The following is a 22,213-nucleotide window of genomic DNA, read 5'->3' on the forward strand; positions in this document are numbered from 1 at the left end:
GCATGCAGGACGCGGTCTTCGCCGACCGCGCAAGGCATTGGGAATGCTGTTTTGGCCGGGGCTTGCGCCCGGAGCCATTCACCAATGAGAACGGATGACGTCTTGAAATAATTAGTCGGCAGGCTTGATCGTCAACGGGGGCGCGGCTGCGTCAGTGTGTCGCAGTTCTCACTGCGCACCCTGGAAGAGCATTACTTCTCTTTCTCAATTGACAATCATTATCATTCAGAATAATTTGTCGCTCGATGTGTAGGACGGCTCCGATTCTCCCGTCGTCCCACGACCCTATTTGCAGCAAGGTGATTTCCATGACGGAACAAGTATCCACAAGCAGGTGCGATTCACCGCTACTTCAGGCATTCGTCGACAATCGACTGATTCTGGTCAAGATTGCTGCCCGTATCACCGGCTGCCGGTCACGTGCCGAAGATGTGGTTCAGGATGCGTTCTTCCGCCTGCAATCGGCGCCGCAGATCACCTCCTCGATCAAGGCTCAGCTCAGTTACCTGTTCCAGATCGTGCGCAACCTGGCGATCGATCACTACCGCAAGCAGGCGCTGGAACAGAAGTATTCGGGGCCTGAAGAGGAAGGGCTGAACGTGGTGATCCAAGGTGCTTCGCCGGAAACCTCGCACATCAATTTCTCGACCCTGGAAAACATCGCCGACGCGTTGACTGAGCTGCCGAGCCGCACCCGCTACGCCTTCGAGATGTACCGCCTGCACGGTGTGCCGCAAAAGGACATCGCCAAGGAACTCGGGGTGTCGCCGACCCTGGTGAATTTCATGATTCGCGATGCGTTGGTGCATTGCCGCAAGGTGTCGGGCAGTCGTGCGGATACGTTTGCCCGTCGTTAAAAGCTTCGCGGGCAAGCCTCTCTCCTACAGGTTCGAGTCGTTGTGACGAACAACACGAACCTGTAGGAGCGAGGCTTGCCCGCGAAGACTGACTCAAGACCGAAAACGATCTTGAGCCCCAAGCATCAAGCCAACACACACCGCTCAAAAAACCGCTCCCGCCCCAACACCATCAACGCTGCACGCTTGTGCGGGAAGTCGAACTCTTTCTCGCAGTGAAAACGCTGGCCCTGCATATACCCGATCATCTTCGCGTTATCGGCGCGAGGCTCGGCAACCACCCGCTGGGTGCGTGGATCGTCGAGAAACAGGTAATGCGTCAACGCCGATAACCAGCTCGCCACCTTGTGCGGACCGCGATGATTTTCCTCGCCAACCAGCATGTGAATGCCACGGTCGTAATCGCCCGCCTCGTAGAACGGCGCGATGCGGTCTTCCTTGGCCCAGTAGGCTTCGAAATAGGCAAACGGCTGATCGTCGAAACAGCCGATCAGCGTCACAGTGTGCGGATCGGCTTCGAGTTTGCTCAGGTACTCGCGATGCTGTTCGAGGCTGCCCTCTTCCTGCCAGAAACTCGCGACCCGCGCACTGTTCTGCCAGCGGTTGAACCGCGCGAGGTCGAGGTCGATGTCCACCGTTCGCAGGGAAATCCATGCGCCCAGTCGGGCATCGAAACGCCGATAGACTTCACCGCGTGGTTTCACTGGCCGCAACGGATGACGCTTGCCGCCGCTGATCACCATTTGCTGGGGATAGCTGCCGGTCAGCGCCTGGCTCAGCCACGGTTGCGGCAACTGCCAGAACAAGGTGCGCTCGCAGCGATACTGGCTGGCGATTTCGGTGGGGATCAGTAATCCGCTGAGCAAGTCTTCAACGGGCGCTTCATCGAGGTGCCACGTCAGGTGCTGACACGCGGGGTCGCGGGCAAACAACCAATAACAGGCGGCCCACACTGCCTGAGTGTCGAGGCGTGTTTCGATCCGCACCTGCAACTCGGGCGCGCGCGTCAGTTGCAGGGTAACCAGCGGTTGCGCGTCCAGGCTCAGACTCAGCCGGTTAACGCTTTCTTCAGCGACAAGGCGATGCCCTGTCGGCAAGGCCAGGGCGGTCAGGTCATTCAGATCGGGCATGGGTCGGGCTCACGGTAATCGTCGACAGTTCAACGATGTGACGTCAGCCAGCGCGGAAAATTTAAGCGACGCAGGCAAACACGCGACCTTTTCGCGTGCTCAACTGCCCGGAACCGGCACCACCGCGATCTTGTACGGATCGAAAATCTTCAGCATCTGGCCGTTGTCGCGCAATCCTTGCAACAACTTGCCAAAGGCCTCGCCGCTGATGGGCGCTGAAGGACGAAGAATGGCGTAGTGGTGATAGACCTGATCGACGCGCTCCGACACCAGCAACTGATCGGCGACCTTCTCGTTGCGCAGCAGGTAATCGCTCAGGTAAGAGCGCGTCACCAGGGCAATGTCGGCGCGCCCGCGCAGTACCATCAGCAGGTTGCTGTCGTGGGAATAGGTCAGCGTGGCGTTGTAGTTTTGCGCGAGGACTTTCGGGTCGGCATTGAAGTTGGCGAACTCGTAGTGATAGCCGCTGAACAGCGCCAGACGCTTGCCGGCGAGGTTGGCGAAATAGTTCTGCTGACGATTCGGTATGTGTTGCGCGACAAAAATTTCCGCGTCTTCCAGCCCCATGTCGACGCTGGTGTGGGGGATGTCCTTCCAGCCCCAGCCCGGGTTCTCGAAAATCGCCATGTCCACCCGGCCCTGCTTGAAGTCACCGAAGCGTCGCGGAATGGACGTCGGCACCAGCACGAACTGATAGTCGCTTTGCAACGCATTGAGTGCTTCGACCAACTGCGGCAGCAGTCCGGTGTCGGCTCCGGATTCCGGGCGCACGGTATAAGGCGGGAAATGCGCTGCACCGACCCGCACGAGCTGTGCAGCCGGGGACGGCAAGACCCACAACGCCGCGAGCGCCGCCAGCAAAAGCCGCGAGGCCGTCCGAATTGGCGAAGACATCAAAACTTCCCACTCCCCAAAAAAATACGCTTCAATCCATTCAAACTAGGCGGTTTCGGCCACTTAGCCAGTTTCCTGCGACCCTGAACGAAATTATTGTTTTTCCTTCAGCACCAGTATCAACGCTTCATCGGCCAATTGATCGAGGTTCATGCTGCCATCTGCGCGATACCAGGTCGTGGTCCAGGACAGCGCACCGGTCAGAAAACGGCGAGTGATGAACACGTCCCCCCGGATGAAACCTGCGTCCTTGGCCTCCCCCAGCACCTGCAGCCAGAGGTCTTCATAGATGTCGCGCAGCGCCAGGACCTTTGCCTGGCCGTCTTCGGACAGCGAACGCCACTCATACACCAGCACCGCCATGGCCTCGCCGCTGCCGCCCATGATCGACTGCAATTCACAGCGAATCAGCGCCAGCACCCGCTCGCGCACGTTGTCGGCTTCAGCGATCGCGGCACGCATCAATGCGGTGTTGTAGCGAATGGTTTCCTCCATCACTGCCCGCAGGATCTCGTCCTTGCTTTTGAAGTGATGAAAAATACTTCCCGACTGAATGCCCACGGCACCGGCCAGATCGCGCACCGTGGTGCGTTCAAAGCCTTTATTGCGGAACAGGTGAGCCGCCACTTGCAGCAGTTTGCCACGGGCGCTGTCCGGGTCGGTCAACTGGCCGCTGTCGACCAGTTCGCGCATGACCCTCAGGGCTTTTTGCTCGTCCACCCGTTCTCTCCTACAGTCGTATTCACCGCTAAAACAGCGGGGTTGCGCGGGCAATTTAAGCTGACAAAGACAACCAAGCAAGCGCTCGGGCCGAAGATATTTCAGCCATTTACAAACCAAGCGCTTGCTTGGTAGTCTCGATTCACGTTTGTCGGAGGTGGCTATGGAAAAGGCTGTGCCTGAAACGATACGCATCGGTTGTGCCAGCGCCTTCTGGGGCGACACTTCGACCGCTGCCGCGCAACTGGTGGAAGGCGGGCGCCTGGACTATCTCGTGTTCGATTATCTGGCCGAAATCACGATGTCGATCATGGCCGGCGCGCGGATGAAAGATCCACAGGCCGGCTACGCCAGTGACTTCATCGAAGTCCTCAGCCCACTGCTGGAGCCACTCGCCGAACAGAAAATCCGCGTCATCAGCAACGCTGGCGGCGTCAATCCACACGCCTGCGCCGCTGCGCTGCAAGCGGCCTGCGACAAGGCTGGCGTGCCGCTGAAGATCGCGGTGCTGCTGGGTGATGACCTGCAACCGCAGTTCAAACAGCTGAGCAGCCTTGGCCTCCATGAAATGTTCAGCGGCGCCCCCTTGCCACCGATGTGCGTTTCCACCAATGCCTACCTCGGCGCGCCGGGCATTGTCGAAGCCTTGCGTCTGGGCGCGGACATCGTGATCACCGGACGCGTGGTCGACAGTGCCGTGGTCAGCGCTGCGCTGGTGCATGAATTCGGCTGGTCCTGGCACGATTACGACAAACTCGCTCAAGCCGCCCTGGCCGGCCACATCATCGAATGCGGCGCGCAGTGCACCGGCGGCAACTTCACCGATTGGCGCGACGTGCCAGACTACGAACACATCGGTTTCCCCATCGTCGAAGTCAGCGCCGACAGCCAGTTCATTGTCAGCAAACCCGAAGGCTCCGGAGGCCTGGTGACGCCGTTGACCGTCGGCGAGCAAATGTTTTATGAAATCGGCAACCCGCAGGCTTATCTCTTACCTGACGTGGTCTGCGATTTCACCCAGGTCAAACTTCAGCAACAAGGCAAAAATGCGGTTCAGGTGCATGGCGCAAAGGGCTTGCCTCCAACGGATCAATACAAGGTCAGCGCGACGTATCCGGACGGTTTCCGCTGCACCGCCAGTTGCCTGATCGCCGGCATCGATGCGGTGGACAAGGCCCGGCGTGTCAGCGAAGCAATCATCAACAAGACCTCGGAAATCTTCAGCCAGCGCGGCTGGGCGCCCTACAGCGAAGTGAACATCGAACTCCTGGGCAGCGAGGCGACCTACGGCCCGCATGGCCAGCGACAGGACAGCCGCGAAGTGGTGATCAAACTCGCCGTGCGCCACCCGAGCAAACAGGCGTTGATCGTGTTCTCCCGGGAAATCGCCCAGGCCGCCACCGGCATGGCGCCGGGGCTGACCGGGATCGTCGGCGGGCGGCCGACGGTGTATCCGCTGATCCGGCTGTTCTCGTTCCTGATCGACAAAAGCGCCTGCACGCTGGACATTGATCTCAACGGTCAGCGTCACCCGTGTGCCCTGCCCGCTCTCGACGCGCTCACCACCGCAGACCTGCCGGTGCCGTTCGAACCACCGAAACCCACCGGTCGCGCCGACGCCAGCGTGGCGCTGATCAAGCTCGCGGTCGCACGCTCCGGCGACAAGGGCAATCACAGCAACATCGGCGTCATGGCCCGCGAGCCGGAGTACCTGCCGTGGATTGCAGAAGCCTTGACCCCGGCCGTGATCGTCGACTGGATGAGCCACGTGCTCGACCCGATTCACGGACGCGTCGAGCGCTGGTATCTGCCCGCGACCCACAGCCTTAACTTTCTGCTGGAGAACGCTCTGGGCGGTGGTGGCGTGGCCAGCCTGCGGATCGACCCGCAAGGCAAAGCCTTCGCCCAACAACTGCTGGACATCCAGATTCCGGTGCCTCAGCGCATCGCCGACCAGGTCAACTAGAGGACTGCCGCCGTGGCCTACGATTCGATTTTCAAAAACGATCTGTTTGCCGGCCAGAACATCATCGTCACCGGTGGCGGCAGCGGCATCGGCCGCTGCACCGCCCATGAACTGGCGGCGCTCGGTGCCCATGTGCTGTTGATCGGACGCAATGCCGACAAACTGAAATCCGTGACCGCCGAAATTGTCGAGGATGGCGGCAAGGCCGATTGGCAGACCTGCGATATTCGCGACGAAGAAGCGGTCAAGCATCTAGTCAGCGAACTGATCCGCAAGCACGGGCCGATCCACGGGCTGGTCAACAATGCCGGCGGCCAGTTTCCGTCGGCGCTGGCCTCGATCAATCAGAAGGGCTTCGAAACCGTGATGCGCACCAATCTGGTGGGCGGTTTCCTGATGGCCCGGGAAGTGTTCAATCAATCCATGAGCCAACACGGCGGCGCCATCGTCAACATGCTCGCCGACATGTGGGGCGGCATGCCCGGCATGGGTCACTCGGGCGCGGCGCGCTCGGGCATGGACAACCTGACCAAGACTGCCGCGTTCGAATGGGGTTACGCCGGTGTGCGGGTCAACGCCGTCGCGCCGGGCTGGATCGCCTCCAGCGGCATGGACACTTACGAAGGGGCGTTCAAAGCGGTGATTCCGACCTTGCGTGAACACGTGCCGCTGAAACGCATCGGCACCGAATCGGAAGTCAGTGCGGCCATCGTGTTCCTGCTCAGTCCGGCCGCGGCGTTCGTCAGTGGCAGCACTTTGCGGATCGACGGCGCAGCCAGCCTGGGCGGCCGGGCGTGGCCGATCCACAAGGCGACGAACAGTGAGTCGTACAACGGTTTCCACCGCGCGTACTTACCCGACGTGCTCAAGGACAAGGAATAAGTCATGCCGGTGATTCAGTCGCAAGTCGACCCGAACAACGAACAGTTCGCCCGCAACCGTGCAGCGATGCTGGGCGGTATCGAGCAGGTCCGTCAGCTCGAACAAAACCTGCTGAACAAAGCGGCCGAAGCCAAACCGAAGTTCGACAAACGCGGGCAATTACTGCCCCGTGATCGCCTCAACCTGTTGCTCGACCCCGGCGCGCCGTTCCTCGAACTGGCGAGCCTGGCCGGCTACAAGTTGCATGACGACAAGGACGGCAGCTCGGCGGGCGGCGGCTTGATCGCCGGGATCGGCTACGTGTCGGGTGTTCGTGTTCTGGTCGTGACGAACAACAGCGCGATCAAGGGCGGAACCATCTCCCCCAGCGGCCTGAAAAAATCCCTGCGCCTGCAACAGATCGCCATGGAAAACAAACTGCCGGTGATCACCCTCGCCGAAAGCGGTGGCGCCAACCTTAATTACGCCGCGGAGATTTTCGTCGAAGGCGCGCGCAGTTTTGCCAATCAGGCGCGGATGTCGGCCATGGGTTTACCGCAGATCACCGTGGTCCATGGCTCCGCCACGGCAGGCGGCGCGTATCAGCCGGGGCTGTCGGATTACGTGGTGGTGGTGCGCGGCAAAGCCAAGCTGTTTCTCGCCGGACCGCCCCTGCTCAAGGCCGCCACCGGTGAAGTCGCCACCGATGAGGAACTGGGCGGCGCCGAGATGCACGCGCAAACCGCCGGCACCGCAGAATACCTGGCCGAGAACGATGCCGATGGCGTGCGTCAGGTGCGGGAGATTGTCAGCTTGCTGTCATGGAATGATCAGCTGCAATGGCTGCCCGAACGTCGCTATCAGGAACCGCTCTACCCCATCGACGAACTGCTCGGGCTGATCCCGGACGACCCGAAAAAACCCTATGACGTGCGCGAAATCATCGCGCGAATCGCCGACGGTTCAAACTTCCTCGAGTTCAAGGGTGAGTTCGATCAGCAGACCGTCTGCGGTCATCTGCAGATTCAGGGGCGCGCGTGCGGGTTCATCGGCAACAACGGGCCGATCACGCCCAAAGGCGCGAGCAAGGCTGCGCAGTTCATTCAGCTGTGCGATCAGAGCCGGACGCCGCTGCTGTTCTTCCACAACACCACCGGGTTCATGGTCGGCACCGAGTCTGAACAACAGGGCGTGATCAAGCACGGCGCCAAAATGATCCAGGCGGTGGCCAACGCCCGGGTGCCGAAACTGACGATCGTGGTCGGCGGCTCCTATGGCGCCGGTAACTATGCCATGTGCGGCCGCGGCCTCGACCCGCGCTTCATCTTCGCCTGGCCCAACAGCCGCACGGCGGTGATGGGCGGTGCTCAGGCCGGCAAGGTCCTGCGGATCGTCACCGAGGCCAAGCAGCTCATGGACGGTCTGGTGCCTGACCCGAAAATGCTCGACATGCTGGAGCAGGTCACCGCGCAGAAACTCGACAGCCAGTCCACCGCGCTGTACGGCAGCGCCAATCTCTGGGACGACGGGTTGATTGATCCCCGGGATACCCGGACCTTGCTCGGTTATTTGCTGGACATCTGTCATGAGGCCGACCTGCGGCCGCTGCAAACCAACAGTTTTGGCGTGGCCCGGTTCTGAACCGGCCAGAGGAGAACAATAAAAATGATCTTCACCCAGGAACACGAAGCACTGCGCCGCACCGTCCGCCAATTCGTCGAGCACGAGATCAACCCGCACGTCGAGGAATGGGAAAAGGCCGGGCGCTTTCCGATCCACGACCTCTTTCGCAAGGCCGGTGAGCTCGGTTTGCTGGGGATTTCCAAACCGGAAAAATTCGGCGGCATGGGGCTCGACTACAGCTATTCGATCGTCGCCGCCGAAGAGTTCGGCACCATTCATTGCGGCGGGATCCCGATGTCCATCGGCGTGCAGACCGACATGTGCACCCCCGCGCTGGCACGCTTCGGCTCCGATGAATTGCGTGAAGAATTCCTGCGTCCGGCGATTACCGGCGAACAGGTCGGTTGCATTGGCGTGTCGGAAGTCGGTGCCGGTTCCGACGTGGCCGGCTTGAAAACCACCGCCCGCAAGGACGGCGACGACTACGTGATCAACGGCAGCAAGATGTGGATCACCAACTCGCCGAGCGCCGATTTCATCTGCCTGCTGGCCAACACCTCGGACGACAAGCCGCACATCAACAAATCGCTGATCATGGTGCCGATGAACACCCCCGGCATCAGTCTCAGCTCGCACCTCGACAAGCTCGGCATGCGCAGCTCGGAAACGGCCCAGGTGTTTTTCGACAACGTGCGCGTACCGCAACGCAACCGCATCGGACATGAAGGCGCGGGGTTCATGATGCAGATGCTGCAGTTCCAGGAGGAACGCCTGTTCGGCGCCGCGAACATGATCAAGGGCCTGGAATACTGCGTCGACAGCACGATCGAGTACTGCAAGGAACGCAAAACCTTCGGCAATGCATTGATCGACAATCAGGTCATTCACTTCCGCCTCGCTGAACTGCAAACCGAAATCGAATGCCTGCGGGCACTGGTCTATCAGGCCACCGAGCAATACATCAAAGGCCAGGACGTCACGCGCCTGGCATCGATGGCCAAACTCAAGGCCGGACGACTGGGCCGCGAAGTCAGCGACAGCTGCCTGCAATACTGGGGCGGCATGGGTTTCATGTGGGACAACCCGGTGGCCCGCGCCTACCGCGACGTGCGTCTGGTATCGATTGGCGGCGGCGCCGACGAAATCATGCTGGGGATCATCTGCAAACTCATGGGCATCCTGCCGGGGAAAAAGAAATGAACGCCCTGCCGGTTTGCCAGACGTTGTTGCTCGAACCCCATAACGGCGTGTTGCACATCACCCTCAACCGCCCGGAAAGCCGCAATGCCATGAGCTTGCAGATGGTCGCCGAGTTGCGTTCAGTGCTGTCGACAGTGCGCGATGATCGTGGGATTCGGGCCTTGGTGATCGGCGGTGCCGGCGGGCATTTCTGCGCCGGTGGCGACATCAAGGACATGGTCAGCGCCCGAGCTCAAGGCCCCTCGGCCTACCGCGATCTGAACCGGGCGTTTGGCGCGCTGTTGCAGGAAGTGCAGCACGCGCCGCAAGTGGTGATCACGGTGCTGCAAGGCGCGGTGCTCGGCGGAGGTTTGGGGCTGGCGTGCGTCAGCGATGTCGCCCTGGCGGATCATCAGGCGCAATTCGGTTTGCCGGAAACCAGCCTCGGCTTGCTGCCCGCGCAGATCGCACCGTTCGTGGTTCAGCGCATCGGCTTGACCCAGGCTCGACGGCTGGCACTGACCGCGGCGCGATTCGATGGCACACAGGCCCGGCGCATCGGGCTGGTGCATTTTGTCGAGCATGACGCGCAAGCCCTGGCCGAGCGTCTCGATGAAATCCTGGCCCATGTGCTGTGCTGCGCACCGGGGGCGAATGCGACGACCAAAAAGCTGTTGCTGGCGAGTGCCGGGCAGCCTTCGGATGCGTTGCTGGATGAAGCGGCGCAGTGGTTCAGCGAAGCGGTGACCGGGGCTGAAGGGATTGAGGGAACCATGGCTTTTGTGCAAAAGCGTAAACCCGGGTGGGCGTCTTAAAAGCTTCGCGGGCAAGCCTCGCTCCTACAGGGTCACTTGCATTCTGTAGGAGCGAGGCTTGCCCGCGAAGAGGCCATCACTTTCACCGCAAAAACCAAGGAAACAAGCCATGCCGGCCCTAAAAAAAATCCTGATCGCCAACCGCGGTGAAATCGCCTGTCGCATCCAGCGCACTGCCCAGGCCTTGGGTTACCGCACCGTCGCCGTGTTCAGCGACGCAGATGCCGACGCACTGCACGTACAGATCGCCGACGAAGCCATCAACATTGGCCCGGCCCCGGTGCAGCAATCCTATCTGAACATCCCGGCCATCCTCGAGGCTGCCCGCCGCACCGGCGCCGACGCGATCCACCCTGGCTACGGTTTCCTCTCGGAAAACGCCGAATTCGCCCGCGCCTGCCGAGACGCCGGCCTGACCTTCATCGGCCCCAGCCCCGAAGCCATCGAACTGATGGGAAGCAAGCGCTTGTCGAAACTCGCCATGCTCGACGCCGGTGTGCCGTGTATCAAAGGCTATCAGGGTGCCGAACAGGACGACGCAACGCTGAGCCGCGAAGCCGAACGCATCGGCTTCCCACTGATGATCAAGGCCAGTGCCGGCGGTGGCGGACGAGGCATGCGCCTGGTGCACGAGGCCAGTGAATTGCTGGCGCAGATCCGCACCGCGCGCTCCGAAGCGCTGCATGGGTTTGGCAACGATGAGCTGATCCTCGAACAAGCGTTGATCGACCCGCGTCACGTCGAGGTCCAACTGTTCGGCGACCATCAAGGCAACCTGATCTACCTTGGCGAGCGCGACTGTTCGATCCAGCGCCGCCACCAGAAAGTCATCGAAGAAGCGCCCTGCCCGGTCATGACCGTCGAGCTGCGTCAGGCCATGGGCGAAGCCGCGCTGAAGGCCGGTCGCGCGGTGAACTATGTCGGCGCTGGCACCGTGGAATTTCTGCTGGATGCGCGCGGACAGTTTTACTTTCTGGAAATGAACACGCGGTTGCAGGTGGAACACCCGGTCACAGAAATGATCACTGGCCTGGACCTGGTGGCCTGGCAACTGCACGTTGCCGAAGGGCTGCCGTTGCCGTTGCGCCAGGAGCAGGTGCAACTCACCGGCCATGCCATGGAAGTGCGCCTGTACGCTGAAGACCCGACCCAAACCTTTCTGCCACAAACCGGACGGATCGCCGCCTGGGAACCGGCATCGCTGGGCGGCGTACGGATCGATCATGGCCTGGTCGAAGGTCAGCAGGTCAGCCCGTTCTACGATCCGCTGCTGGGCAAGATCATCGCCCACGGCGCTACCCGCGAAGAGGCCCGGCGCAAGCTGCTGCGGGCGGTGCAGGACAGTGTGCTGCTCGGTCTCGCCAGTAATCAGCGCCTGCTAGCCAGCCTGCTGGAACATCCGCAATTCATCAGTGGCGAGTTCAGCACCGGGTTCATCCCGACGCATTTTGCCGATCATCCCTGCCTGCATCCTTATGTACCCGGCGCCGAAGAACTGGCGATTGCTGCTGCGCTGTTCTATCAGGCTTCAGCGCAGGCTCATCCCGCCGTGTTGGCCGGTTGGCGCAATAACGCCAGTGTGCCGCTGCACTATCGCATCGGCCTGGAGGAACAGGATTGGCCGGTGCAATTGAACGCGGTACCGGGCGAACCGTACCGGATCCAAGTCGCCGGGCAGGCCTTCGAACTGAGCGTCATCCAGTGCGACGGACGCTGGGCCACCGTGGAAATCGATGGCATCCGCCGGCGTCAGGCCTACCGTCTCGACGCCGGGCAACTCTGGCTCTTCACCCGTCCCGGAAGCCTGCGGCTGATGGATTGCACACAGGCGCTGGTCAGCAGCGAAGCCAGCGCCAGCTCCGGCACGCTCAAGGCGCCAATGGACGGCGCCATCGTCGATGTGCTGGTCACTGAAGGCAGCCCGGTCAGCAAAGGCCAGCTGCTGGTGGTGCTGGAAGCCATGAAAATGGAGCATCCGCTGAAATCAGGCATCGATGGCATACTCAAACGCCTGCAGGTAAGGGTCGGCGATCAGGTGAAAAATCGTCAGATTTTGTTGGAGGTCGAATAACCCGCTAGGCGGATCCGCCGGGTTTGGCTACGCTCAAGCCCTATCAGGACGCGGATATCAGGAACCCTGCAATGCCTCATTGGCTGGTCATTGATCTGGAAGCCACCACCGATGAAGGGGGTTGGCCGGTTACGGAAATGGAAATCATCGAAATCGGTGCCACGCTGGTGGACCGCCAGGGTCGGGAACTGGATCACTTCCAGCGTTTCGTGCGTCCGTTGCGCCGGCCTCTGCTCACGCCGTTTTGCCGGGAACTGACCCGCATCACCCAAGCCAATATCGACAGCGCACAACCGCTGGCCGAGGTCTGGCCAGCTTTCGAGCGCTGGCTCGGGCAACACCATTCGCGGCTGGAGGGCTGGGCCAGTTGGGGCGATTACGATCGCAAGCAACTGCTGCAGGAATGGCAAAAGCTGCAACTCGACAGCGAACTGAGCCGCGTGCCGCACATGAACCTCAAACAGCGCTTTGCCAAGGCCCGACGCCTGGAACGCCCGCTGGGGCTCAACGGCGCGCTGCAACTGGCGGGCATGCAGTTCAACGGCCAGCAGCACCGGGCGCTGGAGGATGCGCGCAATACAGCGCGTCTGTTACCGCTGATTCTGCCCCTCTAGAGAGGTGACGCCGCCAAGGGCCTTGTGCATACTGGCCGGCCGTTTTTAGCCCTTTTCGAGGAATCGCCCATGTTTAAAGTCAACGAGTACTTCGACGGCACCGTCAAGTCGATCGCCTTTGGCACTGCTGAAGGTCCGGCGACCATCGGCGTCATGGCTCCGGGCGAATACGAATTCGGCACCAGCCAGCGTGAAATCATGCACGTGGTGACCGGCGCCCTGACCGTCAAACTGCCGGACAGCACCGATTGGGAAACCTTCGCCGCCGGCAGCCAGTTCAACGTGCCAGCCAACAGCAAGTTCCAGCTGAAAGTGGCTGTCGACACCGCTTACCTGTGCGAATACCGCGGCTAAAACCCCAGGTTTTCACAGTACAAAAAAATGCCCGTGTCCTTGGATACGGGCATTTTTCATTCCGGGACGGCTATTCCAGCACTGTAACGGGCATACCGACTTCGAGTCGGCCATTGCCATCGTTGACCAGATTCTGGCCGAACATAGCGCCCTCTTCCTGAGCACGGTACTTCTGCAAGGTGGCGAGCGGTTCACGGTCATCGCTGCGCACCCCGGTTTGCGGATCGATGGTGGTCAGAATGCAGCGCGAACACGGCTTGACCACGCGAAACTCGACATCGCCGATGCGGATACGCTTCCAGCCATCCTCGGCGAACGCCTCGCTGCCTTCGATGACCAGATTCGGTCGAAAGCGCAGCATTTCCAAGGAGCGGCCGACTTTCTGCGACAAGTCCTCCAAGGACGCTTGCCCGATCAGCAACAACGGGAAACCATCGGCGAAAGCCACCTGATCGTCGTCCCTGCCGTAGCCCGCCTGGGTAGTGCGCGCGCGATCAAGAGGGATTTGCACCAGTCGAGTAGGCTTGCCGATGAATTCGCTGACCCAGGCACCCGCCTCATCACCGGCATCGGGTACGCGCAAACTGTCTTTGAAGATGGTCACGCCGCGCAGTTCGGCGTCGCTGACCGGCAATGCGATATCGATCGCCGAATGTCCGGGGGCACTGAGGGTCAAGCCACCGTCAGCATTCCACAACGCCGACAACTGGCTCATCTTTCCGACGACACGCTGGGTCAGGAAGCGTCCGCTGGCCTCGTCCACCAACATCCAGCGTCGATCCCCGTCCAGCCCCAGTCTGTCGAGGTCGACCTGTTGCAGGGGCTCGCCCTTGCAGGATTTCAACGGATAACGATAAAGCGCGCTCAGACGCAGCATGGCCAGCTCCCTGGTGGGCAAAAAAGGCCACCCTATACGAGCTTGATCGCCGAATCAAAGACTGAGAATCGAATACTGCACACCTTGTGGTAGCGGGCTTGCTCGCGAAAGCGATGGAACAGTCGACATAAATGTTGAATGTAAAATCGCCTTCGCGAGCAAGCCCGCTCCCACAGTTTGACCGTGGCTAGCCTTTGAATCGTGGTCAGGCAGGCACTTCGTCGAGCATCAGGCGCTGGCGCACCACATCGACCAGTTTGTCCGGCTGGAATTTGGAGAGGAAGTTGTCGCAACCGACCTTCTTCACCATCGAGTCGTTGAAGCTGCCGGACAGCGAGGTGTGCAGCACGACGTAAAGTCCGCGCAGACGCGGATCGTTACGGATCTCGGTGGTCAGGCGATAGCCGTCCATTTCCGGCATTTCTGCGTCGGTGAAGACCATCAGCAACTTGTCGGTCATGTTCACGCCGGTATCGGCCCAGCCCTTGAGCATGTTCAGCGCTTTCAGGCCGTCGCTGGCGATGTGCATCTTCACGCCCAACTGGCCGAGGGTGTCGCGCAATTGCGAGAGCGCCACGTTGGAGTCGTCCACCAGCAGCACTTCGCGGCCACGCGCACGTTCCAGTACCGGGTCATCGAGCTTGTCGCGGGACACCTTGGCGTTGTACGGGACGATTTCGGCCAGGACTTTCTCGACGTCAATGATTTCCACCAGCTGATCGTCGACCTTGCTGATGGCGGTCAGGTAATGCTGACGGCCAGCGCTGGTCGGCGGCGGCAGAATGGCTTCCCAGTTCATGTTGACGATGCGGTCCACGCCGCCCACCAGGAACGCCTGAACCGAACGGTTGTACTCGGTGACGATGATCGTACTGGTCGGGCTCGGCACCAGGGGACGCATGCCAATGGCCTGGGACAGGTCAATCACCGGTAACGTCTGGCCACGCAGGTTGACCACACCACAGACAAACGGATGGCGCTGGGGCATCAAGGTCAGCTTCGGCAGCTGCAACACTTCCTGCACCTTGAAAACGTTGATCGCGAACAATTGCCGACCAGCCAGCCGAAACATGAGAATTTCCAGGCGATTCTCACCCACCAGTTGCGTGCGTTGGTCTACCGTGTCGAGAATGCCGGCCATCAATGACTCCTGGTCTTGTTCTGATGAATTCACTTAAAGAGGGTTATCGGCAGTTTTCGCCGGACCTTGACCCCCGTACAAAATGCCACGCTCAGGCATTGATGTCACATTAACATCATGGTTTACTGGCCACCTTGATTCATCTGCTTCAATCCCTGCCGCGCGACCACAGTTCGCACGATAGGTTCCCGTGCGTAAGGGATTCCCCTAGTAACAATCAGGCCCAACCTGATATTCGCAATATCCAATAGCCATTAATGTGACGCCATTCTCATTGCATGAATGGAGTCAGGCTTTTGTGTGCGATCGCAGGTCAGTGGCCATCCACCCTCTCGAATTCCCGCGCCTGCAACCCGGCCGGCCGAATTGCGATCTCACAACGGCACTGCAACGCCGAGCCCCTGAACGTCTTCGCCGACACACACGACATTCCCTCATTTGACATGACGTTGTGGAGATAAGTATGCCGAACGACCGTAAAGAGTGGGCCCAGCGGCTCCCGGAGTTTCTTGTCGAGGCTGAAACGCTCCTGGCCAAATCCGAGGAATGCCTGAGTCATTTGCAACTGATCAGCAATGACAAGGATGCAATCGACTGCATGATGAGCAGCCTCCTCAAACTGGCCGGCAAGGCCGATGCCCTCGCCCTGGTCGCCGTTTCGGAATTTTCGCTGCACATTCATGGCCTGCTCAATCACGCCCAGAATCATGTGGACCTGCATGATCAGGCGCTGAGCGCGTTGAAAGACTGTTTCACACTGATGGCGTGGCAGCTCGAACTGATCGATCAAAGCACTGGCCAGCTCGGCCTGGATGACAGCGAGCAGACATCGTTGATCGAGGCCTTTGCTTTCCAGGTCGGACAAAGCCATTTTCAGCCACCGGCTCATTCAAAACCGTTCAGGCTCGTTTCCTTTTCGGAACACCAGGCTTAAATCTCCTGATAACAATGCGATGCCTCGTATTCTTATTGTCATGAAGCCCTCTGTAACTTGGGCACATTCATGTCGCAATGGAATACTTCATATCTGTCAACGACAGCCCGGTACAAATAACCCTCCCTGCGCGCTTACTTTTTCCATTGTGGAACTATCGTCCAAATCCTTTATTTCCTGACTGTATAGACATATATACCAAACGCGACCAACGGTATCTTAAGTGGTATTATGCCGACCATTAGTTGACGTCAATTAATGGCAGAGTGACTCAGACAGAGACCCGTCAGTCAACATGACCGGTCTACCCGCAGCGAACATCCATTGGCTCCATCCGCTATGTACGCCAGCCTCAAGTCAATCACCACATGGCCACCCTCCCGAGAAAACGCGCGCCGGTTCACGCTATTGCTGTGTACCTGCTCGGCGCTCGGCAGTCTGGCGATCTATAGCCTGTCCACTCGCCTGCCTTTAAGTCTGCTGCTGCTCAATATGGCGGCGCTGGCTTGCGTCCTCGCGCAGTATTGCCTCTCGCGCAAGTCCATAAAGTTCGAACCACAAGAGCTGGCCGACCGGTTACTGAAGGTTCAGGAAAACGAACGTCACCGGCTCAGTCGCGAACTGCATGACGATATTGGCCAGTTACTGACCGCGGCAAAACTTCAAAGTGAATGGCTCAAGCGCCGAATGCCCGAAGAGCTGCAAGATCAATGCTCGACGCTCTGCGACACGCTGGAAGAAACCCTGACCAAAGTTCGTGATGTATCGGCCATTCTCAATCCCAGGCAGCTGACCAGCCTTGGGCTGGAAGCGAGTCTGCGTGCGCATCTGCTCAAGACACTGGGCAATACGCCAGTGCACTGGAGCCTGGAGTGCCACTCGCGATTGACCGGTATACCGGAAGAAATGGCTGTCGCCGCCTTTCGAATCACCCAGGAAGCCGTGACCAATATATTGCGCCACGCCGAAGCGAAAAATCTGTTGGTTCGCCTGCAACGCCAACCTCAAGGCCTGACGCTATTGATCAGCGATGACGGCCTGGGTTTCGCGCCAGCGACAGATCCCGGCCGTGAGGGACAACGTGGAATGGCCGGAATGTCGGAACGGATCGACCAGTTGGGCGGTACCTTGCGCGTGACCAGCGAGCCGGGCAAAGGCACTCAAATCGAAGCTCTCTTCCCGTGGGCGCCACGTGCGTTGGAACGGGCCAGTACGAATAAGGTTATGCATTGACTTGTAACTTACTTTTGGTGGATGACCACTCGCTGATCAGGGCTGGCGTGCGCGCTCTGGTGCTGGATATTCCCGGCTACGCGGTAATCGGTGAGGCCAATGACGGCTCGCAGTTACTTGAGATGGTCGAGCGTCTGTCTCCAGACATTGTGCTGCTGGATATTTCCATGAAGGAAACCGGAGGCCTTGAAGCCTTGCAGCGACTCAAGCGAGTACGTCCGCAAAGCAAAGTGCTGATCCTGTCGATGCACACCGACCCCGCGCTGATCATGCAGGCACTGGAATCCGGCGCCCACGGCTACCTGCTCAAGGACACAACGGCCACCGAACTCGAACATGCGCTGGAAGCCCTGCGCAACAACGAACGCTACCTGAGCCCGGCCATTGCCCATACCGTCATCAACCAGGCGCTGACCCGGAACCAGAAGCACCAGCCGGAACCCGCCGACTCGCACAACCTGACGGCGCGCCAGTTGGAAATCCTGCGGCTGATCGTTCGCGGAAAATCCACCCGGGAAATCGCCAACGGCCTGGGCCTGAGCATCAAGACGGTTGAAACCCATCGCTCGCAGATCATGAAGCGCTTGCAGATCTACGATGTGGCAGGCCTGGTGCTGTTCGCCGTACGTGAGCAAATCATCAGCCTGGACGATTGATCGCTGCCGGCACACTCAGCAGTGGCGAATGCTCCGGCAAATGCACCCGCAGCGCCGCCGGGCGCGCCGAGAAGCGCAGGCTGTCACCCTCCAGCGGTTCGCCATCAAGGTTAATGTAAAGGCCTTCCGAGACCTTGATCTCAACCCACGGCAAGCGAGCGCGCACGAACATGCTGTCGATACCGAAACCATCGGCAAGCAGGCTTTTCAGCGTTCCGACCACTTCCTGCGGTGCAGGCAGAATGCTGATATCCAGCAGACCGTCGTCGGCCAGTGCGTTCGGGCACAGCACATGACCACCGCCCGCCTGGCGGCCGTTGCCGATGCCCAACGCCAGCAGCTCGCCACTCCACTGAAAATCCGGGCCATGCAGCTCACCATAGGCCGCATGCAACTCACTGAAGCGTGACAAACCGGTAAACAGATAAGCCGCGCCACCCAGCACTTTTTTCAAATCTTCCGAGGTGTTCGCCGTGACCTGGCTACCGAAGCCACCCGTGGCCATGTTCAGGAATACCTGTCCGCCAACCTCCCCCAGATCGATCGCACGGGGTTCAGCGTCCAGAAGATTCAAGGCCTCGGCGGGCTCCAGAGGCACTCCGGCAGCGCGGGCAAAATCGTTGGCGGTTCCCAATGGCATCAACACCAGGCTGGCCTGTGTCGGATGCGCCGCCATGGCCTCGGCGATATCGCGCAACGTCCCGTCACCACCGCCGGCGATGAGCTGCGTGTAACCTGCCGCCAACGCTTCGTCTACCCACCGCTGTGCGTCGCCGGCCTCCCAGGTCAGTCGGACAGCCAATTCCCAACCTTGTGCGCGCTTTTCTTCGACGGCGGCCCGGACTTCCTCGTTGAGCGCTTGCTTGCCGTGCAGGATCAACAGTGCCTTGCGTTCGCCCATTGTGGTCACTCCCATGATTGATTTCCGTATGGGAAATGTGACCCCGTCGTGCCCCATAAAAGTCGAAAAAAAATGAATTATTTCAAGTTGGACGACATCGCGGTCCTACAAGGCGGGATTTTTTCTTACAAAACGTGAGGAATCGGCTCAATTGACCTCCAACTCTGATTGGTACAACTTGGCGATACGGTTTATCAGTCATCAGCAGGAACTACAGGGACGTATCAAATGCAAAGCCATGACATCAGGTTGCCGGTTACTCCGGTCACACCGCTGGCAGAAAGACGGGCGAGCTATCAAGCCGAACTCAATAAATGCGCAAAACCCACTGGAGAAGTTGAAATGGAACCTCGAGTCGCTGAACTGGAAACTTACCTCAAATACATCCGTAGAGACATGGAAGAAGTCCGGAGTGACGTGAAGTCCATCAAACACAGACTCGCCTACTCAGCCGGCGGAACAGCCGTGGTTCTCGGGCTTCTGGGGTGGATCGCGAACAGCCGTTTCGACCAGTTGGTGGCACTTCTCGCCCGATAGGAAGACGCCATAAACGCAAAACCCGGCTCAATGAACCGGGTTTGTGTGACACGTGTGCGGCAGGGATCAGCCCAGGACTTCGCTCAGCGGGATGAAGCCTACGCTGTCACCTTCCGCCAGCGTGCGATCTTCCCGCACCTCCACCAGTCCATCGGCCCACGCAGCACTACGCAGCACGCCCGAACTCTGATTCTTGTAAATGATTGCCCGGCCGTTCTCCAGACGTCCTCGCAAGTACTCGCGTCGATTGCCCGCCTTGGGCCAGACAAATCCTGCCGGTACCTGCACCTTCAAGGGTTCAACATCTGTTACACCCTGACGACGCAAGAGATAGGGCCTTGCCAGCAAGGCAAAGGTCACCAGGGTCGACGCCGGGTTACCGGGTAGCCCTATCACCGGAACTCCACGAAAATGCCCGAATGTCAGCGGCTTGCCCGGTTTGATCGCGAGCTTCCACAACGTGAGTTCGCCCTCTTCCCGCAAGGCAATCCCCAGAAAATCGGCCTCACCTACCGATACGCCACCGGTCGACAGTATCAAGTCGACATCCTTCAACTCGCCGAGGCGAGCTCGGGTCGTCTCAAGGTTATCCGGAAGAATACCGGCGTCGATCACCTCACAGCCCAAACGCTGCAACCAGCTGCAGAGCAACACCCGGTTGCTGTTGTAGATCTGGCCCGGCCCCAGCGCCTGACCCGGCTCAACCAGTTCATCGCCGGTGGAGAGCACCGCAACGCGAACCTTGCGAATCACCTCCAGCTCGGCACATCCCAGTGATGCAGCGAGCCCCTGCTCGATCGGGCCAAGGCGTGTGCCCGCCGCCAGGATCAACTCACCGACGGTGGTTTCCTGGCCTTGTGGACGAATGTTTTGTCCTGACGTGAGGGCCTCGGTGAAACGCACTCGTTCATCCACCAGGACCTCGGTGTTTTCCTGCATCTCGACGCAGTCGGCACCCGCGGGAACAGGCGCACCAGTGAAGATTCGCGCACAGGTCCCGGGCGTCAAAGGCTGCGGAGCGTTACCTGCAAAAATCTTCTGGCTGACGGGCAATGGCTCTCCCGTCCAGTCGGCCATGCGCAAGGCGTATCCGTCCATCGCACTGTTGGGCCACGGCGGCAGATCAAGTGTCGAAACCAGGTCAGCGGCTAACACCCGGCCTTGAACCTGCGCCAACGGCAAGCGTTCACGCTCGGCAATCGGCGTGGCTTCCGCCATTTCCAGCAAACGCGCCAGTGCCACCTCGACGGGCATCAGGCTGCCTGCCTTGCCAGGCTTACCCGCGGGATTCACAGGGTGCCGCCTGTTTCAGATGAGTAACGAAATTGCACGGGCGGTGCCGGGAGTCCAGTTGCTCGGCAAGAATGCCATCCCAGCCGGTGCGCACGGCGTTGGTCGAACCCGGCAAGCAGCACACCAGCGTCCCATTGGCGAGGCCGGCCAGGGCACGGGATTGAACAGTGGAGGTGCCAATATCCGCCACCGATATCTGGCGGAACAATTCACCAAAGCCGTCGACCTGCTTGTCCAGCAGGCAGCTCACCGCCTCGGGAGTGCTGTCGCGTCCCGTGAAGCCAGTGCCGCCGGTGATCAACACGACCTGCACGACATCGTCGGCAATCCAGTTGGCAACTTGCGCGCGAATTTTGTAGAGGTCATCTTTTAGCAGAACCCGGGAAGCCAGGTTATGGCCGGCCGCGCTCAAGCGATCAACAAAGACCTGGCCTGACGTGTCGGTTTCCAGGGTGCGGGTGTCGCTGACCGTCAGCACCGCGATGTTGAGCGGCGCGAAAGGTACATCAGCCTTGGCTTTCATAGGCTCGTCCAGTTGTAGGAGAAACAGCCCGGTGTTATATCACAGCGCCCCCTTTTTTTGCCGCCCCCATGGAGACCTGCCATGACCCTGAATACACAGTTGCCATCCTGCTCCATTCTGCTCCTCGCAGGTGGTCGCGGCCAACGCATGGGCGGCCAGGACAAAGGATTGATCGAGTGGCACGGTGAGCCGCTTATTGCGCATCTTCATCGCAAAACCCGCCCGCTGAGTGACGACCTGATCATCTCCTGCAACAGGAACCTGGAAAAGTACGCGCCCTACGCTGACCAGCTGGTCCATGACGATGAAGGTGACTTTCCAGGGCCCTTGGCCGGTATTCGTGCAGGCCTGAAGGCCGCTCGGCATGAGTCTCTGATGGTTTTGCCGTGCGATGTGCCCCGTATCGACGCCGCGTTGCTCCACAGCATGCGCGAAGCCGCCAGCCAGCACCCGGACACCCCCCTGATGCTGCGTCATGGTGAACACTGGGAACCCTTGCTCTGCATCATCCCCGTAGCACTGAGCGAAGCGTTCGAAAAAGCCTGGCAGGAAGGCGAACGGAGCCCGGGCCGCCTCATGCGCCAACTGGGCGCAATTGCCCTGCAATGCCGTGCCAACGATCCTCGCCTGGCCAACCTTAATACCCCGGAGTTGCTGAGCGCTCATAACAACGTGTCAGATTGACACTAGCCAAGGAACTTGCACGCGTTGTATACGTCTCACGTTCAGTTACCAAAAGAATTCCTATTCGGAGACACACCCATGACACAACGGACCCTCGCCACTTTCATGCTCGCCTTGGGCCTCGCGACCCTTGCCGGTTGCGCATCGCCTACTGTGATCACCTTGAATGACGGTCGCGAAATCCAGGCCGTCGACACGCCAAAATATGACGACGAAGCAGGTTTCTACGAGTTCGAGCAACTGGACGGCAAGCAAACCCGCGTGAACAAGGATCAGGTTCGTACCGTTAAAGAGTTGTAACCCTTTCGGCGATACCCGATATGAAAAAGCCCGCTTCAAGCGGGCTTTTT

The 22,213-nt window shown here is 59.8% G+C and carries 23 protein-coding genes; 15 read left to right on the forward strand and 8 right to left on the reverse strand.

Annotated elements, in window-relative coordinates; translation table 11 throughout:
- Window positions 1–308: 308 nt before the first annotated feature.
- Window positions 309–857, forward strand: a complete 549-nt coding sequence (locus J2Y86_RS09540; protein ID WP_017339972.1) for an RNA polymerase factor sigma-70 — start codon at window positions 309–311, stop codon at window positions 855–857.
- 125 nt (window positions 858–982) lie between these two features.
- Here J2Y86_RS09540 and J2Y86_RS09545 read toward each other — a convergent pair whose 3' ends face one another.
- The 3 genes from J2Y86_RS09545 to J2Y86_RS09555 all read right to left on the reverse strand — a co-directional run bounded on the left by J2Y86_RS09545 (window position 983) and on the right by J2Y86_RS09555 (window position 3,601).
- Window positions 983–1,987: a GNAT family N-acetyltransferase gene (locus tag J2Y86_RS09545; RefSeq protein ID WP_253430203.1), complete on the reverse strand. Its 1,005-nt coding sequence runs from the start codon at window positions 1,985–1,987 to the stop codon at window positions 983–985.
- A gap of 99 nt (window positions 1,988–2,086) precedes the next feature.
- Window positions 2,087–2,881 carry a substrate-binding periplasmic protein gene (locus tag J2Y86_RS09550; RefSeq protein ID WP_253430205.1) on the reverse strand — a complete coding sequence of 265 codons (795 nt, stop codon included), beginning with the start codon at window positions 2,879–2,881 and terminating at the stop codon, window positions 2,087–2,089.
- 93 nt (window positions 2,882–2,974) lie between these two features.
- Window positions 2,975–3,601 (reverse strand): TetR/AcrR family transcriptional regulator, encoded by a 627-nt coding sequence (locus J2Y86_RS09555; protein WP_253430208.1) that lies wholly within the window; start codon window positions 3,599–3,601, stop codon window positions 2,975–2,977.
- Window positions 3,602–3,776: 175 nt separating this feature from the next.
- Here J2Y86_RS09555 and J2Y86_RS09560 point away from each other — a divergent pair, with 175 nt between their 5' ends.
- The 8 genes from J2Y86_RS09560 to J2Y86_RS09595 all read left to right on the forward strand — a co-directional run bounded on the left by J2Y86_RS09560 (window position 3,777) and on the right by J2Y86_RS09595 (window position 13,084).
- Window positions 3,777–5,567: an acyclic terpene utilization AtuA family protein gene (locus tag J2Y86_RS09560; protein WP_253430211.1), complete on the forward strand. Its 1,791-nt coding sequence runs from the start codon at window positions 3,777–3,779 to the stop codon at window positions 5,565–5,567.
- Between the two features lie 12 nt (window positions 5,568–5,579).
- Window positions 5,580–6,449 carry an SDR family oxidoreductase gene (locus J2Y86_RS09565; RefSeq protein ID WP_253430214.1) on the forward strand — a complete coding sequence of 290 codons (870 nt, stop codon included), beginning with the start codon at window positions 5,580–5,582 and terminating at the stop codon, window positions 6,447–6,449.
- A gap of 3 nt (window positions 6,450–6,452) precedes the next feature.
- Window positions 6,453–8,069 carry a geranyl-CoA carboxylase subunit beta gene (gene atuC / locus J2Y86_RS09570; RefSeq protein WP_253430217.1) on the forward strand — a complete coding sequence of 539 codons (1,617 nt, stop codon included), beginning with the start codon at window positions 6,453–6,455 and terminating at the stop codon, window positions 8,067–8,069.
- Between the two features lie 24 nt (window positions 8,070–8,093).
- On the forward strand, window positions 8,094–9,251 hold the full coding sequence (gene atuD, locus J2Y86_RS09575) for a citronellyl-CoA dehydrogenase (protein ID WP_253430220.1): 1,158 nt from the start codon (window positions 8,094–8,096) through the stop codon (window positions 9,249–9,251).
- On the forward strand, window positions 9,248–10,045 hold the full coding sequence (locus tag J2Y86_RS09580) for an enoyl-CoA hydratase/isomerase family protein (protein ID WP_253430223.1): 798 nt from the start codon (window positions 9,248–9,250) through the stop codon (window positions 10,043–10,045). The genes atuD and J2Y86_RS09580 overlap by 4 nt, the downstream gene beginning before the upstream one ends.
- A 109-nt stretch (window positions 10,046–10,154) precedes the next feature.
- Window positions 10,155–12,116 (forward strand): acetyl-CoA carboxylase biotin carboxylase subunit, encoded by a 1,962-nt coding sequence (locus J2Y86_RS09585; RefSeq protein ID WP_253430226.1) that lies wholly within the window; start codon window positions 10,155–10,157, stop codon window positions 12,114–12,116.
- 71 nt (window positions 12,117–12,187) lie between these two features.
- Entirely contained in the window at window positions 12,188–12,730 is a 543-nt protein-coding gene (locus tag J2Y86_RS09590; protein WP_253430229.1) for an exonuclease domain-containing protein, read from the forward strand.
- 69 nt (window positions 12,731–12,799) lie between these two features.
- The gene (locus J2Y86_RS09595) at window positions 12,800–13,084 is read left to right on the forward strand and encodes a pyrimidine/purine nucleoside phosphorylase (RefSeq protein WP_010461229.1); all 285 of its coding nucleotides are present in this window, start codon (window positions 12,800–12,802) and stop codon (window positions 13,082–13,084) included.
- A gap of 70 nt (window positions 13,085–13,154) precedes the next feature.
- On the opposite strand, the gene J2Y86_RS09600 is transcribed toward J2Y86_RS09595, so the two are convergent.
- A complete protein-coding gene (locus J2Y86_RS09600; protein WP_253430232.1) occupies window positions 13,155–13,961 on the reverse strand; it encodes an MOSC domain-containing protein in 807 nt (268 codons plus the stop codon).
- Window positions 13,962–14,166: 205 nt separating this feature from the next.
- Window positions 14,167–15,102: a chemotaxis protein CheV gene (locus J2Y86_RS09605; RefSeq protein WP_084321141.1), complete on the reverse strand. Its 936-nt coding sequence runs from the start codon at window positions 15,100–15,102 to the stop codon at window positions 14,167–14,169.
- A 463-nt stretch (window positions 15,103–15,565) separates the two neighbouring features.
- On the opposite strand from J2Y86_RS09605, the gene J2Y86_RS09610 reads away from it, so the two are divergent.
- The 3 genes from J2Y86_RS09610 to J2Y86_RS09620 all read left to right on the forward strand — a co-directional run bounded on the left by J2Y86_RS09610 (window position 15,566) and on the right by J2Y86_RS09620 (window position 17,925).
- Window positions 15,566–16,036, forward strand: a complete 471-nt coding sequence (locus tag J2Y86_RS09610; protein WP_253430235.1) for a hypothetical protein — start codon at window positions 15,566–15,568, stop codon at window positions 16,034–16,036.
- Between the two features lie 339 nt (window positions 16,037–16,375).
- Entirely contained in the window at window positions 16,376–17,269 is an 894-nt protein-coding gene (locus J2Y86_RS09615; protein ID WP_253440178.1) for a sensor histidine kinase, read from the forward strand.
- Window positions 17,266–17,925, forward strand: coding sequence for a response regulator (locus J2Y86_RS09620; RefSeq protein ID WP_253430238.1), 660 nt, complete (start codon window positions 17,266–17,268; stop codon window positions 17,923–17,925). The genes J2Y86_RS09615 and J2Y86_RS09620 overlap by 4 nt, the downstream gene beginning before the upstream one ends.
- Here the strand turns inward: J2Y86_RS09620 and yegS are convergent.
- A complete protein-coding gene (gene yegS, locus J2Y86_RS09625; protein ID WP_253440181.1) occupies window positions 17,909–18,826 on the reverse strand; it encodes a lipid kinase YegS in 918 nt (305 codons plus the stop codon). The genes J2Y86_RS09620 and yegS overlap by 17 nt on opposite strands.
- A gap of 228 nt (window positions 18,827–19,054) precedes the next feature.
- Here yegS and J2Y86_RS09630 point away from each other — a divergent pair, with 228 nt between their 5' ends.
- On the forward strand, window positions 19,055–19,363 hold the full coding sequence (locus tag J2Y86_RS09630) for a hypothetical protein (RefSeq protein ID WP_253430241.1): 309 nt from the start codon (window positions 19,055–19,057) through the stop codon (window positions 19,361–19,363).
- Between the two features lie 66 nt (window positions 19,364–19,429).
- On the opposite strand, the gene J2Y86_RS09635 is transcribed toward J2Y86_RS09630, so the two are convergent.
- Both J2Y86_RS09635 and moaB read right to left on the reverse strand, forming a co-directional pair.
- Window positions 19,430–20,617, reverse strand: coding sequence for a molybdopterin molybdotransferase MoeA (locus J2Y86_RS09635; protein ID WP_253430245.1), 1,188 nt, complete (start codon window positions 20,615–20,617; stop codon window positions 19,430–19,432).
- Window positions 20,618–20,639: 22 nt separating this feature from the next.
- Window positions 20,640–21,179, reverse strand: a complete 540-nt coding sequence (gene moaB, locus J2Y86_RS09640; protein ID WP_253430248.1) for a molybdenum cofactor biosynthesis protein B — start codon at window positions 21,177–21,179, stop codon at window positions 20,640–20,642.
- Window positions 21,180–21,260: 81 nt separating this feature from the next.
- Here moaB and mobA point away from each other — a divergent pair, with 81 nt between their 5' ends.
- Both mobA and J2Y86_RS09650 read left to right on the forward strand, forming a co-directional pair.
- Window positions 21,261–21,863 carry a molybdenum cofactor guanylyltransferase MobA gene (gene mobA, locus J2Y86_RS09645; protein WP_253430250.1) on the forward strand — a complete coding sequence of 201 codons (603 nt, stop codon included), beginning with the start codon at window positions 21,261–21,263 and terminating at the stop codon, window positions 21,861–21,863.
- Between the two features lie 78 nt (window positions 21,864–21,941).
- A complete protein-coding gene (locus tag J2Y86_RS09650) occupies window positions 21,942–22,163 on the forward strand; it encodes a YgdI/YgdR family lipoprotein (protein WP_017339994.1) in 222 nt (73 codons plus the stop codon).
- Window positions 22,164–22,213: the final 50 nt, after the last annotated feature.

Source organism: Pseudomonas migulae, assembly GCF_024169315.1.
Lineage (GTDB): Bacteria > Pseudomonadota > Gammaproteobacteria > Pseudomonadales > Pseudomonadaceae > Aquipseudomonas > Aquipseudomonas migulae_B.